The organism is Blattabacterium cuenoti, from assembly GCF_014252275.1.
Taxonomy (GTDB): domain Bacteria; phylum Bacteroidota; class Bacteroidia; order Flavobacteriales; family Blattabacteriaceae; genus Blattabacterium; species Blattabacterium cuenoti_O.
This window is the reverse complement of the sequence record NZ_CP059214.1, coordinates 544772-561052: the sequence shown is the minus strand read 5'-3', so window position 1 is coordinate 561052 and position 16281 is coordinate 544772. Positions and strand designations below refer to the sequence as shown.

Here is a 16281-nt window from a genome sequence, read left to right as displayed (position 1 = left end):
AAAAATTAAAATTTTAAAATCGAATTGAAATTTTTTAAATTCAATGCCTCATCCGTTAATTCAAATAAAAGACATATAAAAAATATATAAAAAACAAATTTATTGAGAATAACCGATTATATTATATTATGATGAAAATATTATCAGTAATTTTTCAAGATCAAATTCCTTATGAGTTTATTTATGATTTTGATTGGAAGAAGTGGGGAAGTATGATAATTTTTGTGATTGTAAAATTAGTATTATTTTCGATGTCATTATTCATATTGGAAATATTATTTAATCGAATCATTCACTATATAGAAAAAAAGGCAATTTCTTCTAATTTTGTTTGGAAACGAATATTATATGAAAATAAAGTTTTTGATAGTTTATCGCATTTTTTTCCACTTTTAATTGGATTTTTATTAATCAATCCTTTATTCAAAAAAAATACTCCTGTTGTCTTTTGTTTAGATAGAATTTTTAACATTTTATTTGTTTTAATCGTTTTACAATTTTTAATCAGATTAGTCAATTCGATTATAAAAATTGCTACAAATGAAAATAATCATCAAACTATTGCGATACGTACTATTTCTCAATTACTAAAAATTATGTCTATTTTATTATGTAGTTTGATGATTATTTCTATTCTCACAAGAACTCAGCTCATTACTATTTTAACAAGTTTAGGTGCTATTACTGCATTCGTTATATTAGTTTTTAGAGATGTCATTCTTGGATTTGTTTCTGGAGTACAAATATCTTTTACAAAGATGATTAAAGTTGGAGATTGGATAGGAATTCAAAAATATCATGTAGAAGGAACTGTTATAGAAATCAATTTAACTTCTGCGAAGATAGAAAATTTTGATAAAACAATTACAAATGTTCCAACATATGATTTAATCTCTACTGCTGTCACTAATTTTGAGGAAATGCGAAAGAAAAATATGAGAAGAATTAAAAGATCTATTTTATTTAGTATTCCATCGTTTCATTTTTGTAATGAGGAGAATTTGAAAAAATTTAAAAATGTTTTTTTGATTAAGAATTATATTGAAAAAAAACAAAAAGAAATAAATTTTTTTAATAAAAAGAAAAATATAGATGATAAAAATACCAATCTTAATGGAAAAAGAATAACGAATATTGAATTATTTCGTCAATATGCATGGGAATATTTAAATCATCATCCTAAAATTTTAAAAAAAGAAATTTTAATGGTTAGGTATTTAGAACCTAATCATTATGGACTTCCTATAGAACTATATTGTTTTGTGAAAACATCTGAATCCATTAAATATGAACAAATACAGTCCAATATTTTGGATCATTTATTAACCGCAGCAAAAGAATTTAATTTAGAAATAACACAAGTTTTAAATGAAAAAAAATATTGATATAAAAACTCAATTTAATTTTGAATTAAAATAGAAGAGACATTAAGAAATTTTATATGTGTGAAATTTGAACAAAAAATTAAAATTCCTTGTAATGGACGAAAATTGATATAACTAACTAGTCATTATTATATACGTTATCATAAATTAACAACATCAGTTAATAATTTTGATAATTTTAATTATAGATAGAATGTAGTAATTCATCAATATTTTTTGAAACGAATCAATTGAAAAATATAAAGAAATACGTAATTCGATTTATTAATCACGATACAACCATGAGATATCCATGATGTATTCATAACATAATTCAATCCTGGAAAAAATAAGATTGAGTATTGATATAACATATTTACTTCATAGTAAGAAAAAAATCGTTAATATTTATTTTATTCATTAAATATTATAAATAATTGAAATAAGAAATTCGTTAATTTCTTATGCTCTATTATAATTATATGAATGAGAAAAAACAATTCAAAAATATTTAAAAGAAATACATAAATTTTTGAAAAAAAAGATGAAAATGTTATTATATTCTAAAATTTTTGGGAAAGGAAATGACTTTGTTATTCTTCATGGATTATTTGGAAATGGAAACAATTGGATTTCTTTTGCTAAAAAAATAGCAAAAAATTTTCAAGTCCATTTATTAGATATTAGAAATCATGGTTATAGTTTTTTTACAGATGAAATGGATTTAGATCTTATGTCAAAAGATTTATTAAATTATATTAACTATCATAAATTAAAAAATCCTATTTTGTTAGGACATTCATTAGGAGGAAAAATTTTAATGCATTTTTCGATGCAGTTTCCTTTTTTTACGAAAAAATTGATTATAGTTGACATTGCACCGAAATTATATAAAAAAAATAATCAAAAAGAACTGATATCAATCTTGAATAAAGTAAATTTTAACGTAATTAAAACAAGAAATGAACTTAGTTGTTTTCTAAAAACACATATCAAAGATATTAAGATTATAGAATTTTTTTCTAAAAATGTTGAAAAACAAAAAAATGGAAAATTATGTTTTCGTTTTTTTTTATCGGGAATTGAAAAAAATTATGATAATTTTATGTTTCAAAACATGAAAAATAAAATATATAATGGTTCTGTATTATTCATCCGTGGAGAAAAATCTGATTATATTTCTTTGAATGATTTTTCTTCTATAAAGAAATTTTTTCCTAAAGCAATAATTAAAACCATAAAAAATGCATCACATTGGGTTCATATAGATAATCCTAAAGATTTTTATAATATCATTCATGGGACTGTTTTACAAGAGTAATTTTTTTGATGTTAAAAAATAATTTTTTATGATTTTTGATTTTCATATTGTAAAAAAATTTTATTCAAAATTTGAATTTTTAATTAGGAAGGTAAGGTCTTTTATTCATTCTCCTATGACCTATTCTGAAAAAATACTATACTCTCATCTTTTTGATATTAATATATTGAAGAATAAGAAAAAACATTCTATTAAAAAAAGTTCATGTTATATGGATTTTTTACCGGATAGAATTGCTCTTCAAGATGCAACAGCACAAATGACTATTCTTCAATTCATGCAAACAGAAAAAAGAAAAACCATAGTTCCTACTACTATTCATTGTGATCATTTAATTTCTGCAAAATATGGAAATAATAGAGATTTATCTTTTTCTATCAAACAAAATAAAGAAATTTATAATTTTCTTCAATTATCATCGAAAAAATATGGAATTGGTTTTTGGAATCCTGGATCTGGAATTATTCATCAAGTGATTTTAGAAAATTACGCATTTCCTGGAGGTATGATGATTGGTACTGATTCTCATACTCCTAATGCAGGAGGATTAGGAATGTTAGCAATAGGTGTTGGTGGATCCGATGCTGCTGAGGTTATGTCTGGTTATTTTTTAGAGTTGAAAATCCCTAAAATTATTGGTGTTCACTTAAAAGGAAAACTAAGTGGTTGGGTTTCACCTAAAGATGTAATTTTAAAACTATCCGGCATGATGGGTGTTATGGGAGGAAAAAATGCAATTATAGAATATTTTGGAGAAGGAACTAAAAGTATCCATTGCACAGGAAAAGCGACGATATGTAATATGGGAGCAGAAATAGGTGCAACTGCTTCGATATTTCCCTATGATATCAATATGAAAAATTATTTAGATAATCATGGAAGAAGAAAAATTTCCGTTATGTCTGAAAATATAAAATATTCTTTAATAGCTGATAAAGAAGTATATCTCAATCCATCTCATTATTATCATAAAGTCATAGAAATTGATCTCTCTAATTTAGAGCCCCATATCAATGGACCTTTTACTCCAGATAAATCCACTCCAATATCTAAGATGAAGGAAGAATATAAAAAATATAAATGGCCAAGGAAAATATCAGTAGGATTAATTGGGTCATGTACTAATTCATCTTATGAAGATTTATCAAGAGCTATATCAATTATTATACAAGCGAAGAAAAAAAAATTAAAAATAAAGTCTAAATATTTAATTTCTCCAGGATCTAAAAGAGTTTTATTTTTATTAAAAAAAAAGGGAATTTTACATTATTTTGATTGTATTGGAGGAAAAATTTTATCAAACGCTTGTGGTCCTTGTATTGGACAATGGGATCGAACAGATAATATAAAAAAAGTAAAAAATACTATTATTCATTCTTTTAATCGTAATTTTTCATCTAGAAACGACGGAAATCCTAAGACATATGCTTTTATTGCATCTCCAGAAATTGTAACTGCTTTAGTTTTATCAGGAGATATTACTTTTGATCCTAGAAAGGATCTAATAATCAATGAAAATGGTGAATCTGTTAAACTTGAGGAACCGAAATACGAAGAATTTGATTCAAGTCTTCAAATAAATCCAAAAAAATTAGGATATCTTATGAAAGATGATCTTGATGATAATGAAAAAATAAATGTTTTAGTAAAGGAGAATTCTGAACGATTACAATTATTGAAACCATTTAATCCATGGAATGGAAAAAATTTTTTACATGTTCGATTATTAATCAAAGTTCAAGGCAAATGTACAACTGATCATATATCCATGGCAGGTCCATGGTTAAAATATCGAGGAAATTTATCAAAAATTTCAGAAAATTTACTTATTGGATCTCTAAACAGTTTTAATGGAGAAAAGAATAAAATAAAGAATATTATAACAAATTGTTATGACTCGGTTTATAATGTTGCAAAATTTTATAAAAATCGAAAAATTTCTACCGTAATAATAGGTGAGGAAAATTATGGAGAGGGTTCTTCTAGAGAACATGCAGCGATGGAACCAAGATTCTTAGGTGTTTGTGTAGTTCTTGTTAAATCTTTTGCAAGAATACACGAAAATAATTTAAAAAAGCAAGGAATTCTTGCATTAACATTTTCAGAATATGATGATTATGAAAAAATACAAGAAAATGATATTTTTAATTTTTATATCAAAAATATCATTCCAGATAAAGATATTAAAGTAGATATTATTCATTTTAATGGATGTAAAGATCATATAATTGTGAAACATTCTTATAATAGAAGGCAAATCGAGTGGTTTAAAGCAGGATCTTCTTTAAATTTTATTAAAAAAAAATTTCATTATGATAAATGAATTATTAAAGTTTTTTTTTTAATTATTGTAAAATTTTATCAAATTAGCATATCTCCGTATATCGGAAAATATTGCATTTATATTCCAACATGTTCAGAATATATGGTAATTTTATTAAAAAAAAAATACAATGTTTTTAAAGTGTTTTTTTTAATCACAAAAAGAATTTTGAGTTGTCATCCTTTTGGAAAATCAGAATATTAAGATATAATCAAATATCTGTATATAATGTATATAATTAATAATAGATTTTTTCTATATAGTATTAAATACTTTAGATTATCATATATTTTTTGGGATCCAATTTATAAATTTAAAGTTTTTAATGGATTTTTTATTCATATATACAGTGTAATGTTTTTGATTTCTTTTTTATTAGGATGGGGATTTATTTATTACATTTATCAAAAGGAGAATATAAAAAAAGAACATGTAGATTCTTTGTTTCGTTATATTTTTTTTGGAACGATCTTAGGTGCAAGAATAGGAGAGATTATATTTTATAGTTTTCCATATTTTTCATCCCATTGGATAGAAGCTATTTTTCCTGTTAAAGAAGATTATAATCATTCGATATTAGGAATAATAAAAGGATATCAAATTGTTGGATATAGAGGATTATCGAGTCATGGTGCATCAATAGGAATTATTTTTTCTATTCTTCTTTATTATAGAAATAATGGAAAAAAATTAAGAAAATCAATTGTTTGGTTATTTGATCATATATGTATTATTTCCTCCATTTCAGCGGTTTTTATTCGAATAGGAAATTTTTTTAATTCTGAAATTGTAGGGAAACCATGTAGTGGAACATACCCATTTTCCATAAAATTTGTTCAAATGGATACGAAAATATATGGAAAAATTACACCTAGACATCCAACACAAATTTATGAAGCAATTATTTATTTATTTATTTTTTTATTGCTTTGTTACATCTATAGAATACAAAAAATGAAAGAAGGATATCTCTCAGGATTATTTTTTATTTTTATTTGGATTTCACGATTTGTTATAGAATTTGTTAAAGAACCCCAATCAAATGAATATATTCATTTATATTTTTTAAATACTGGTCAATTATTGAGTATTCCTTTTATTATATTTGGATTCTTTTTGATAAATAGATCAATCATAATGAAAAAATATTTTTCTTCATGATAAGAATGATCTATTCTATTTTATTATGTTTTCTATTTTTTTTTCTGAAGGAAGAAAAAAAAATAGAAAACGATTGTAATCTACTAAATTTAGAAAATCTTGTTGATATAAAATTTAATAAAAATGGAATAGTTTATATAAAGAATCAAAAAAATATTGCTATAAAAGTATTAAATATAGAGATAGCAAGAAACAAAATAGAAAAAATGAATGGATTAAAGTATCGTTCCCACTTGATGGAGAATGAAGGAATGTTATTTATTATTAATGATAAAAAAGATTATCAAAAAATAAATATGGATAATATGCGTATTCCTTTGGATATCATTTATTTAAATATGAATGGAGAAGTTGTTAATATACTACCTGATGTAAGTCCCATGAGGAAAATAAGAAATATCGTCGATTTTCCATCGAAAATAAAATATATATTAGAAGTAAATGCAGGAATGTGTAATAAATGGGGCATAAAAAAAGGATTAACGAACATTTCTTATGTTATAGAAAATAATTCATAAGAATATGTATTCTACATATTTTATTTATGAATATCTTTATTTTTTTAATAAAATTTTAATTATTATGGTTTTTATATCTGACAAAGCAAAACAAAAATTAATTTCTCTTATGAAAGAAGAAGGTACTTCTCAAAATCTTACTTTTGTAAGAGTTGGCGTAAAAAATGGGGGATGTTCTGGGATGTCTTATGAACTGACTTTCGATAAAAAAAGAAACAAAGAAGATGAAATTTTTCAAGATAAGGATATGAAAATATTAGTTGATAAAAATAGCATTCCTTATTTGCATGGAATTACCTTAGAATATTCAGATGGATTAAATGGAAAAGGATTTTATTTTATAAATCCTAATGCTAAACATACTTGTGGATGTGGAAAAAGTTTTTCATCATAAAAACATGGAAGAAGATATTAATAAAAAAATATTAGAAAATTTAATAAGTTCTGATTATAAATATGGATTTTATACAAAGATAGAATCGGATAAAATTCCTATTGGATTAAATGAAAAAGTCATTCGTCAAATTACGGAAAAAAAAAATGAACCTAAGTGGATGTTGAAATGGAGATTAGAATCATATAAAATATGGAAAAAAATCTCTCCTCCGAAATGGGGAAATATAGAATACAAGATTCCAAAATTTCAAAAAATTAGTTATTATTCTGCTCCTATAGATAATGAAAATAACCGGTTAAATCCTGAAATTATAGATACTTTTAAAAAATTAGGAGTTCCAATAGAAAAGGAAGAACAATATAATAAAATTGCTACAGATATAGTATTTGATTCGATATCATTAACAACGACTTTTCAAAAAAAATTAGAAGAAAAAGGAATTATTTTCTGTTCTATCAATGAAGCAATCAAAAAATATCCATTTATTATTAAAAAATATTTAGGATCTGTTGTTCCTAAAAATGATAATTTTTATGCATCTTTAAACTCTGCTGTTTTTTCTGATGGATCTTTTTGTTACATTCCAAAAGGAGTTCGTTGTCCTATGGAATTATCCACATATTTTCGGATTAATGAAAAAGGAACTGGTCAGTTTGAAAGAACCTTAATTATTGCAGATGAGGATTCCTATGTAAGTTATTTAGAAGGATGTACAGCACCAAAACGTAAAGAAAATCAATTACATGCTGCGGTTGTAGAACTTATTGCATTAAAAAATGCAGAAATTAAATATTCTACTGTGCAAAATTGGTACCCTGGTAATAAAAAAGGAGAAGGAGGAGTCTTTAATTTTGTTACTAAAAGAGGATTATGTGAAAAAAAATCAAAAATATCTTGGATACAAGTAGAGACTGGTTCTGCCATTACTTGGAAATATCCATCTTGTATTCTAAAAGGAGAGGGTTCTATAGGAGAATTCTATTCTTTGGCTTTTACAAAAAATTTTCAACAAGCAGATACTGGTACAAAAATGATTCACATAGGTGAAAATACGAAAAGTATTATTGTATCGAAGGGGATTTCTTCCGATAAATCTCAAAATAGTTATCGAGGATTGGTAAAAATTATTCCTAAAGCTAATCATTCTCGTAACTTTTCACAATGTGATTCATTATTAATTGGAAATGAATGTGGTGCTCATACTTTTCCATATATTGATGTCGAAAATTCGACATCTCAAATAGAACATGAAGCAACAACATCAAAAATTGGAGAAGATCAAATTTTTTATTGTAATCAAAGAGGAATAGATAACGAAAAATCTATTTCATTAATTGTAAATGGGTTCAGTAATGAAATTATCAAAAAATTACCAATGGAGTTTGCAATAGAAGCTCAAAAACTTTTAGAAATTTCTTTAGAAGGATCTGTAGGATAAAAAATAACAAACAATCTACTTATGTTATTAAACATAACAAATTTACATATTTCTATAAATGGAAAAAAAATCCTAAAAGGTATTAATCTTGATATTAATCAAGGTGAGATTCATGTAATTATGGGTCCTAATGCTTCTGGGAAAAGTACTCTTGCATCTATTATTGCTGGAAAAAAAGAATATAATATAAGTCAAGGAAATATTTTTTTTATGAAAAAAAATTTAATTCATTTATCTCCTGAACAACGTGCACATTTAGGAATTTTTCTTTCTTTTCAAAATCCCATTGAAATTCCTGGTATATCTATTATGAATTTTATAAAAACTTCAATCCAATCTATTAGAGAAAAAAAAAATATGAAAAGAATGTCTATGACAGATATGATTTTAGAAGCCAAAAAGGTTGCTTTATTATTAAATCTTGAAAAAAATTTTATATACCGTTCTTTAAACGATGGATTTTCTGGTGGAGAGAAAAAGAAAAATGAGATGTTTCAAATGATGATGTTAAATCCTATTTTTTCTATTTTAGATGAAATAGATTCTGGATTAGACATAGATGCTTTACGAATCGTTGCTAAAGCAATTAATGTATTTAAAAAAAATAGAAAAAATTCAATCTTAATTATTACTCATTATAAAAGATTACTAGATTACATTAATTTGGATTATAAAGTCCATGTTTTGTATGATGGAAAAATTATTAAGTCAGGAAATAAGGATTTATCTGATAAAATAGAAAAACAAGGATATGATTGGATAGTTAGATAAAATTAATGGATAAAAAAAGTAATGAAATTAAAGAATAATATATATTTTCTCATTTCAGAAATAGAAAATTCTTTAGAAACAAAAAAATCATATATATCGTATTTAAAAAAAAAACATATTCAATTATTAAAAAAAAATGGATTGTTTTATTCAACTCAATTAAATAAAAATCAATGGAGTCTTAGAGAAAAAGATATTCATGATTGTTTACAACAAAAGAATTTTTTTTATGAAAAAAATCATGATATAGAATATAAAAAAATTGAAAAATTTCTATTATTAAAAAAAGATCATTCTTTTTTATTTGTCCTCATAAATGGTCAATATAATAATTCAATTTCTGAAAAGTATAATAAAAGTTTATTAAATAAATCAATTATATTATCAAATATCAAATCACAAAAAGAAGAACATCTTAAAAAATATTATGGAAAATTAGATGATAAAGATAATAATGGATTTTATAGTATAAATACTATTTTTTCAAACGATGGGCTTTATATTAAAATACCTGATAATACTATTTTAAAAAAACCTATTGAAATTATTTCAATTTCTACGGGATTAGAACCAAAAGTAACGTTACATACAAGGAATTTGATTATAGTCGGTAAACATTCTTATGTAAAAATTATCGAACATTTTAAATCTTTAAAAAAACATTCTGTCCTTTTAAATTCTGTCAATGAAATATATTCGGATTATTATAGTAAAATTAATTATTATAAAATTCAAGATGATTTAAAAGAAACATTGATGATTGATAATACATTTGTTAAACAAAAAAAATATAGTAAATGTCATCATTATACTTTTTCTTTTGAAAGTAAAATAATTAAAAATTATTTAAATTTTTATTCTTGTGGAGAAAAAACATTCTCTTATTTATATGGAATTTCTCTTTTATCAAAAAAACAGTGTGTTTATCATCATACTTTAATAAATCATTTATCTTCTAATTCTTATAGTGACCAATTGTATAAAAATATTTTATCATATTATTCAAATGTATTTTTTCATGGAAAAATACATATTACTAAATTAGTAAAAGGAATCAACGCTTTTCAAAAAAATAATAATATTTTATTATCTGAACAATCAAAAGTTTATGCAAAACCTGAACTAAAAATTTATGCAAAAAATGTAAAATGTTCTCATGGATGTACTGTTGGATATCTGAAAGAAGAAGAATTGTTCTATCTTCAATCAAGAGGAATTAATGAAAAAGAAGGAAAAAAAATAATATTATATTCATTTATGAATGATTTATTAGATCATATCGATCTTGATATACTTAAAAAGTGTATCTATAAGAAAATAAATAAAAAATTAAAACAATCTTTATGATATGTTTTCTGAAGAAGAATTGCAGAAAATTAGAAATCAATTTCCTATTTTAAAAGAAAAAATTTATTCTAATCCTTTAGTTTATATGGATAATGCAGCTACTACTCAAAAACCATTACAAGTAATTAATGCATGGAAAGATTTCTATTCTAAAATTAATGCAAATGTTCATCGAGGAACACATTTTTTAAGTCAACAATCTACTATCCAAATGGAATCTGTTCGAAAAAAATTAAAAAATTTCATTCATGCTAGATATTCATCAGAAATTTTTTTTACAAAGGGAACGACAGAATCTATTAATTTGGTAGCATCCATGATCAGTGATTTTATAAATGAAGGAGATGAAATTATGATTTCATCTATAGAACATCATTCTAATATTGTTCCATGGCAAATTCTTTGTGAAAGGAAAAAAGCTGTATTAAAAATAATTCCCATTTTTGATAATGGAATGTTAAAATTAGAAGATTTTGATTCTATGATTTCATACAAAACGAAAATAGTTGCTATTAGTCATATTTCTAATGTTATAGGAATTATAAATCCTATTAAATATATTATTCATGAATCTCATAAATATAAATCTTTTGTTTTAGTTGATGGTGCTCAAGCAATTTCCAATCTAAATTTAGATGTACAAAATCTTGATGTAGATTTTTATGTATTTTCTGCACATAAAATGTATGGTCCAACTGGAATTGGAGTGTTATATGGAAAAAAAGAGATTATGAATCGTATGAAACCTTATCAATTTGGAGGAGAAATGATAAAAAATGTTAATTTTAAAAAAACTACTTTTTCTGATTTACCATTTAAATTTGAGGCCGGTACTCCAAATATAGGAGGAATTATTGTATGGGGAAAGGCAATTGATTTTGTAGAAAGAATAGGAATATTAAAGATAAAATCTTATAAAGAAAAATTAACAAAATATGCAATAAAACAACTAAGTCTTATAACAGGAATAAAATTATATGGAATGACAAATGATTTTTATAAAAAATTTGGGATTGTTTCATTCAATTTAGATAAATTGCATTGTTTTGATATAGGATTAATTTTGGATCGTTTAGGAATTGCGGTAAGAACCGGTCATTTATGTGCACAACCATTAATGAATTTTTTTAAAGTTCCTGGAATGATACGAGCGAGTTTTTCTGTATATAATACTTTTCAAGAAATAGATTATTTATTTGATAGTATTTTAAAAGCAAAAAAAATCTTAAAACATTAAAAAAAAATGATATGAATTCTTATGCTATTGTTAATATAAAAGGAATACAATATAAACTTTTTGAAAAGCAAAGTATTTATTTACCTCATCTTTTTCATGAAATAGGAAAAAAAATATTATTAGACAAAATTTATTTATTTGTTGATCAAGGTATAGTTCAAATAGGGAACCCATACTTAAAAAGTATTCATGTGAAAATTGAAATTTTAGAACATTTAAAAGGAAAAAAAATGATCATTTTCAAAAAGAAAAGAAGAAAAGGATATAAGGTTAAAAAAGGATTTCGACCGTTATATTCGAAAATTCAAGTAGTTTCTTTTTTAAAAAAAATTAAATAAATGGCACATAAAAAAGGTTCAGGAAGTTCAAGAAATGGAAGGGATTCTATTGGAAGACGATTAGGAGTAAAAATATATGGAGGTCAATATGTTTATCCAGGGCATATTATCGTACGTCAAAGAGGAACAAAACATCATCCTGGAATGTATGTAAAAATGGGAAAAGATCACACTTTATATGCTATAAAAAGTGGTATTGTTCATTTTAAAAAAATTAAAAAAAATCGATCTATAGTATTTATTACTTTATTAGATCATTAATGAATGAATAGGAAATAACAAATGGTCCCAGCTGGACTTGAACCAGCGACTTCCTGATTATGAGTCAGGTGCTCTAACCAACTGAGCTATGGGACCGTAAATACAATGTTACAATATTATTTAAACGATTACAAATTTTTGTAAAATTTTTATTTTTTGTATAAAAATGGATAACATCAAATGTAATAAATTATCTTCTGTTCTTTATAAAGAAATAGCAGAAATTATCAATGAAGACATGAAAAATAATTTTCATTATACTAAATTGTTAATAACATTGATAAAAATATCAATGGATTCTTATAAAAATTCAATGAAAGTTTATATAAATATATATCCATTTTTTAACGAAAAGGTTATGTATTTTTTACGTTCTAGATCTTCTTTTTATAAAAAATCTCTCACTAAAAGATTAAGATATCGTATAAAAAAAATTCCTAATTTATTTTTTTGTTATTTTTCAAAATAATTTTGTTTTACAACAAAGAATATTTTAATCTGTAATGTAAAAATGTTTTAATTGATATTGATTGGTTTATGTCAAATAAAAAGTATGAAACACTAAAAAAAAGTAGGAGATGATATTATATGCCCATTAGTAATTTATCAAAAAGATTCATATACAGTTCTTTTTACAATTTTAATGATAAATGAAAAATTATATCGTTTTATTATGTTAATCAATACTTAATTATAAATAATATTTTTTCAAATCTTCAGAAGCTTCTACATTAAAAAATATCTCTTTTGCTTCTTTTTCAAAATCTTTTGTATTTGGAAAACGATTTGAATAATGTCCTAACAATAGTTTTTTTACTTTTGCTTTTTTTGCTATGTATGCAGCTTGAATAGCAGTAGAATGCCCCGTCTTCATAGCACGTGCTTCTTCTATTTTTAGAAAAGTAGATTCATGATATAAAAGATCTACATCTTTGATATATTTTGTAATAGGTAGATAAAAAGATGTATCAGAACAAAAAGCATAAGAAAATATTTTAGGAGGATCAAATGTAAGCTGAGAATTAGGAATTACTTTTCCATCATTCATTTGAAAATCTTTTCCTAATTTTAGATTATTGTAATCTTTTATCTTAATGGAAGATATTTTTTTAATTTCTTCCATATTTAATTTTCTTGCATTTGGTTTTTCTTTAAAAAGAAATCCATTAGTATAAATTCTATGTTTTAGTGGAATAGAAAATACTTCTATTTTTTTATTGTCTATAATTTTTTCTATTTTTTGAGATGATAATTCTTTGTGTTCTATAACATATTTTATTTTAGTATAAGACCATTTAAAATGAATATCTATAATTTCTTTTAATCCTTTGGGAGCATAAATAATTACGGACTTTTCTCTTCCTAATAAATGGAAGGTTGATAATAATCCTATTAATCCAAAAAAGTGATCTCCGTGCAAATGAGAAATAAATATATGAATGATTTTATTTAATTTGATTTTTGCTTTTCTTAATTGCATTTGTGTTCCTTCTCCACAATCAATAAGGAATTGAAAATTTTTCATTTCCAATATTTGAGATGTTGGATGAAATTTATCTGTTGGGATGGAGGAATGACAACCTAAAATAGTCAATGAAGGTTTTTTCATCATTTCAGTGGTACATATAATAACATTATTTTTTCTTGAATTATATTTCTGTTTGTATTTCTAGATCTTTCTTTTTTTTTAACATTAATAAAGATCCTAATAATAGAATGTTTATTCCTAAAATTAAAAATGACCAGTAATAGATATTATTCCTTTCTGAAAAAGAATAAATTTTATTATAATGATATTTTGAAAGAAAGAACATAGTAAATACTGCAACCATGTTATTGATCATATGTAATAAAATACAATTTACAATTGAAGAAGTTGTATAAAATATAAATCCTATAAAACTTCCGATAAACATTCCTCCTACAAATTGCCATGGATTCATATGTGCCATACCAAATAAAAATGAAGAAAACAAAACGGCTTTAATAGGATGAATTTTATTTTTCAGCATTCCGTTTAAAATGACACCACGGAATAAAATTTCTTCACAAAAAGGTGCAACTAAAATAGTTGTCGAAAAAAATGCAATGGGATGTTTCATTTCCTTATGTAAAAACAATTCAATTTCTTTGTAAAGATTTCCTAATATAGGGCCTTTTCTAGGAATAAACGAAGAAAAAAAATCGTTTAGTATAACCATTCCAAACATCATAAATAAAATAATAATATAAATTGACCAATGAGATCTTTTAATAGGTAAATCAATTTTAAGATTTTTTTTTCTAGATTGATAAAAAATGAATAGAAATAAAATGGAGAAAGGAATTATATATAACAAAAAAAACATTATACTTGCAGGTAAATGCATGGATATAAACATTTTTTTGAAAAATATGTTTAAAAAATTTATTGTAGAAAATTCTACAATTAATAAAAATGATTCCATATAATTCATTTTAAAATAATTCTTCATAATAAATATTTTCTTTTTTGTTTTTTTAAAGAAGATTCGAAAAAAAAATAAATGAATATTTTTATTGAAAAATTTTGTGGAAAAAATCCTAACATTTTCTTCAAAATTGTAAAAAAATTGTACTATTTCTAAAAAGTACCTAAAATTATGTTTTTTTTTGATATTAAATCGATATTTCTTGATTATGAAAATTTTCAGGAAAAACACATCAGTAATTCCTCTAAATTATTTAGATATAATGAAATGACAAAAGTTATAGAAAAATACAAAAGTTGTTTTCAAATAACAACTTTAGGTGTATCAACAGATAATAGAAAAATATTTAAAATTCAATGGGGAAAAGGAAAAAAAAAGGTTTTTATATGGTCTCAAATGCATGGTAATGAAACTACTGGAACGAAATCAATGTTTGATATTCTTAATTTTATTTTAAACAATAGAAATCATGATATAGTTTGTTTGATGAAAAATAAAATAACTATTATTTTTATTCCTATGTTAAATCCTGATGGATCTGAATTTTTCAAAAGAAGAAACGCAGTAAACATTGATTTGAATAGAGATTTAATTTACATGAAATCTATGGAAATTCGTCTTTTGTTAAAAGAATTAAATAAAGAACAACCGTTTATTTCATTTAATTTACATGATCAGAGAAGTATTTATAATGTAGGAGATAAATTTTTTAATCCTTCTATTTTATCTTTTTTATCTCCATCTATAGATAATAAAAAAACTAATTCTATTACAAGAATGATGTCTATGGGAATGATCAACAAAATAGTCAACGAAATAAGAAAAATTTTACCTGATAAAGGATCAATTTCTCGATATTCTGATAAGTACTATCCATTTGCAACTGGAGATTACTTGCAAAAATTAGGATATCCTTGTATTCTTTTTGAAGCTGGTAATTATCCAGGAGATATCAACAAAAGAATAATTAGAAAATATAATGCTATATCCATTTTTTTAGGACTTTATTTTACTTCTTCAATAGAAGAGCATGAGATAAAACACAATTACAAAAATTATTTTTATATTAAAAAAAATAAAAACATTTTATTGGATAAAATATATAGAAACGTTAAAATACAAAAAAATAATAATTCGTTTTTAGTAGATATAGGATTAATGAAAATTGATACATTCAATATCAAAAAGATGAATCTTGATTCTAAATTTGAAATAGTTGATATAGGAGATTTATCTTCATTTTTTTCTTACAATGAAATTTTTTCAAAAGGAAAAATGTTTTATAATAAAAAAGATAAAAAAAACTATCCAACCATTGGAGAAACAGAATGTTTTGATATAATATGAAAAAAAAT

17 protein-coding genes and 1 tRNA gene are annotated in these 16281 nt (G+C 23.5%); 15 read left to right on the top strand and 3 right to left on the bottom strand.

Annotated features, from left to right (window positions below; all coding sequences use genetic code 11):
* The first annotated feature begins 128 nt into the window (after positions 1 to 128).
* The 13 genes from H0H42_RS02725 (at position 129) to rpmA (ending at position 12476) form a co-directional block, all read left to right on the top strand.
* Entirely contained in the window at positions 129 to 1385 is a 1257-nt protein-coding gene (locus tag H0H42_RS02725; RefSeq protein WP_223843683.1) for a mechanosensitive ion channel family protein, read from the top strand.
* 529 nt (positions 1386 to 1914) lie between these two features.
* Entirely contained in the window at positions 1915 to 2685 is a 771-nt protein-coding gene (locus H0H42_RS02720; RefSeq protein WP_185868510.1) for an alpha/beta fold hydrolase, read from the top strand.
* Between the two features lie 28 nt (positions 2686 to 2713).
* Positions 2714 to 5008 carry an aconitate hydratase gene (locus H0H42_RS02715; protein ID WP_185868509.1) on the top strand — a complete coding sequence of 765 codons (2295 nt, stop codon included), beginning with the start codon at positions 2714 to 2716 and terminating at the stop codon, positions 5006 to 5008.
* Positions 5009 to 5212: a membrane protein insertion efficiency factor YidD gene (gene yidD, locus H0H42_RS02710; RefSeq protein WP_185868777.1), complete on the top strand. Its 204-nt coding sequence runs from the start codon at positions 5009 to 5011 to the stop codon at positions 5210 to 5212.
* Positions 5213 to 5362: 150 nt separating this feature from the next.
* A complete protein-coding gene (locus H0H42_RS02705; RefSeq protein WP_394798836.1) occupies positions 5363 to 6169 on the top strand; it encodes a prolipoprotein diacylglyceryl transferase in 807 nt (268 codons plus the stop codon).
* Positions 6166 to 6687, top strand: a complete 522-nt coding sequence (locus H0H42_RS02700; protein WP_185868507.1) for a DUF192 domain-containing protein — start codon at positions 6166 to 6168, stop codon at positions 6685 to 6687. The genes H0H42_RS02705 and H0H42_RS02700 overlap by 4 nt, the downstream gene beginning before the upstream one ends.
* Before the next feature lie 64 nt (positions 6688 to 6751).
* Positions 6752 to 7081, top strand: coding sequence for a HesB/IscA family protein (locus H0H42_RS02695; RefSeq protein WP_185868506.1), 330 nt, complete (start codon positions 6752 to 6754; stop codon positions 7079 to 7081).
* Between the two features lie 4 nt (positions 7082 to 7085).
* Positions 7086 to 8522 (top strand): Fe-S cluster assembly protein SufB, encoded by a 1437-nt coding sequence (sufB, locus tag H0H42_RS02690; RefSeq protein WP_185868505.1) that lies wholly within the window; start codon positions 7086 to 7088, stop codon positions 8520 to 8522.
* A 21-nt stretch (positions 8523 to 8543) separates the two neighbouring features.
* Positions 8544 to 9293, top strand: coding sequence for a Fe-S cluster assembly ATPase SufC (gene sufC, locus H0H42_RS02685; protein ID WP_185868504.1), 750 nt, complete (start codon positions 8544 to 8546; stop codon positions 9291 to 9293).
* A 21-nt stretch (positions 9294 to 9314) separates the two neighbouring features.
* A complete protein-coding gene (gene sufD / locus H0H42_RS02680; protein ID WP_185868503.1) occupies positions 9315 to 10640 on the top strand; it encodes a Fe-S cluster assembly protein SufD in 1326 nt (441 codons plus the stop codon).
* Position 10641: 1 nt separating this feature from the next.
* Positions 10642 to 11877 carry a SufS family cysteine desulfurase gene (locus H0H42_RS02675; protein ID WP_185868502.1) on the top strand — a complete coding sequence of 412 codons (1236 nt, stop codon included), beginning with the start codon at positions 10642 to 10644 and terminating at the stop codon, positions 11875 to 11877.
* An 11-nt stretch (positions 11878 to 11888) separates the two neighbouring features.
* Positions 11889 to 12215, top strand: coding sequence for a 50S ribosomal protein L21 (gene rplU, locus H0H42_RS02670; protein WP_185868501.1), 327 nt, complete (start codon positions 11889 to 11891; stop codon positions 12213 to 12215).
* Positions 12216 to 12476, top strand: a complete 261-nt coding sequence (rpmA, locus tag H0H42_RS02665) for a 50S ribosomal protein L27 (protein WP_185868500.1) — start codon at positions 12216 to 12218, stop codon at positions 12474 to 12476.
* Between the two features lie 22 nt (positions 12477 to 12498).
* Here rpmA and H0H42_RS02660 read toward each other — a convergent pair.
* A tRNA-Ile gene (locus H0H42_RS02660) sits at positions 12499 to 12572 on the bottom strand.
* A gap of 70 nt (positions 12573 to 12642) precedes the next feature.
* Between H0H42_RS02660 and H0H42_RS02655 the strand changes: the two genes are divergently transcribed.
* The gene (locus H0H42_RS02655) at positions 12643 to 12945 is read left to right on the top strand and encodes a ribosome-binding factor A (protein ID WP_185868499.1); all 303 of its coding nucleotides are present in this window, start codon (positions 12643 to 12645) and stop codon (positions 12943 to 12945) included.
* A 222-nt stretch (positions 12946 to 13167) separates the two neighbouring features.
* Here the strand turns inward: H0H42_RS02655 and H0H42_RS02650 are convergent, their stop codons facing one another.
* Both H0H42_RS02650 and H0H42_RS02645 read right to left on the bottom strand, forming a co-directional pair.
* On the bottom strand, positions 13168 to 14085 hold the full coding sequence (locus tag H0H42_RS02650; protein WP_185868498.1) for a ribonuclease Z: 918 nt from the start codon (positions 14083 to 14085) through the stop codon (positions 13168 to 13170).
* A gap of 40 nt (positions 14086 to 14125) precedes the next feature.
* Complete coding sequence (locus H0H42_RS02645) at positions 14126 to 14950, bottom strand: type II CAAX endopeptidase family protein (RefSeq protein ID WP_185868497.1); 825 nt, start codon at positions 14948 to 14950, stop codon at positions 14126 to 14128.
* A gap of 147 nt (positions 14951 to 15097) precedes the next feature.
* Here H0H42_RS02645 and H0H42_RS02640 point away from each other — a divergent pair, with 147 nt between their 5' ends.
* The gene (locus H0H42_RS02640) at positions 15098 to 16273 is read left to right on the top strand and encodes a M14 family zinc carboxypeptidase (RefSeq protein ID WP_185868496.1); all 1176 of its coding nucleotides are present in this window, start codon (positions 15098 to 15100) and stop codon (positions 16271 to 16273) included.
* Positions 16274 to 16281 lie beyond the last annotated feature (8 nt).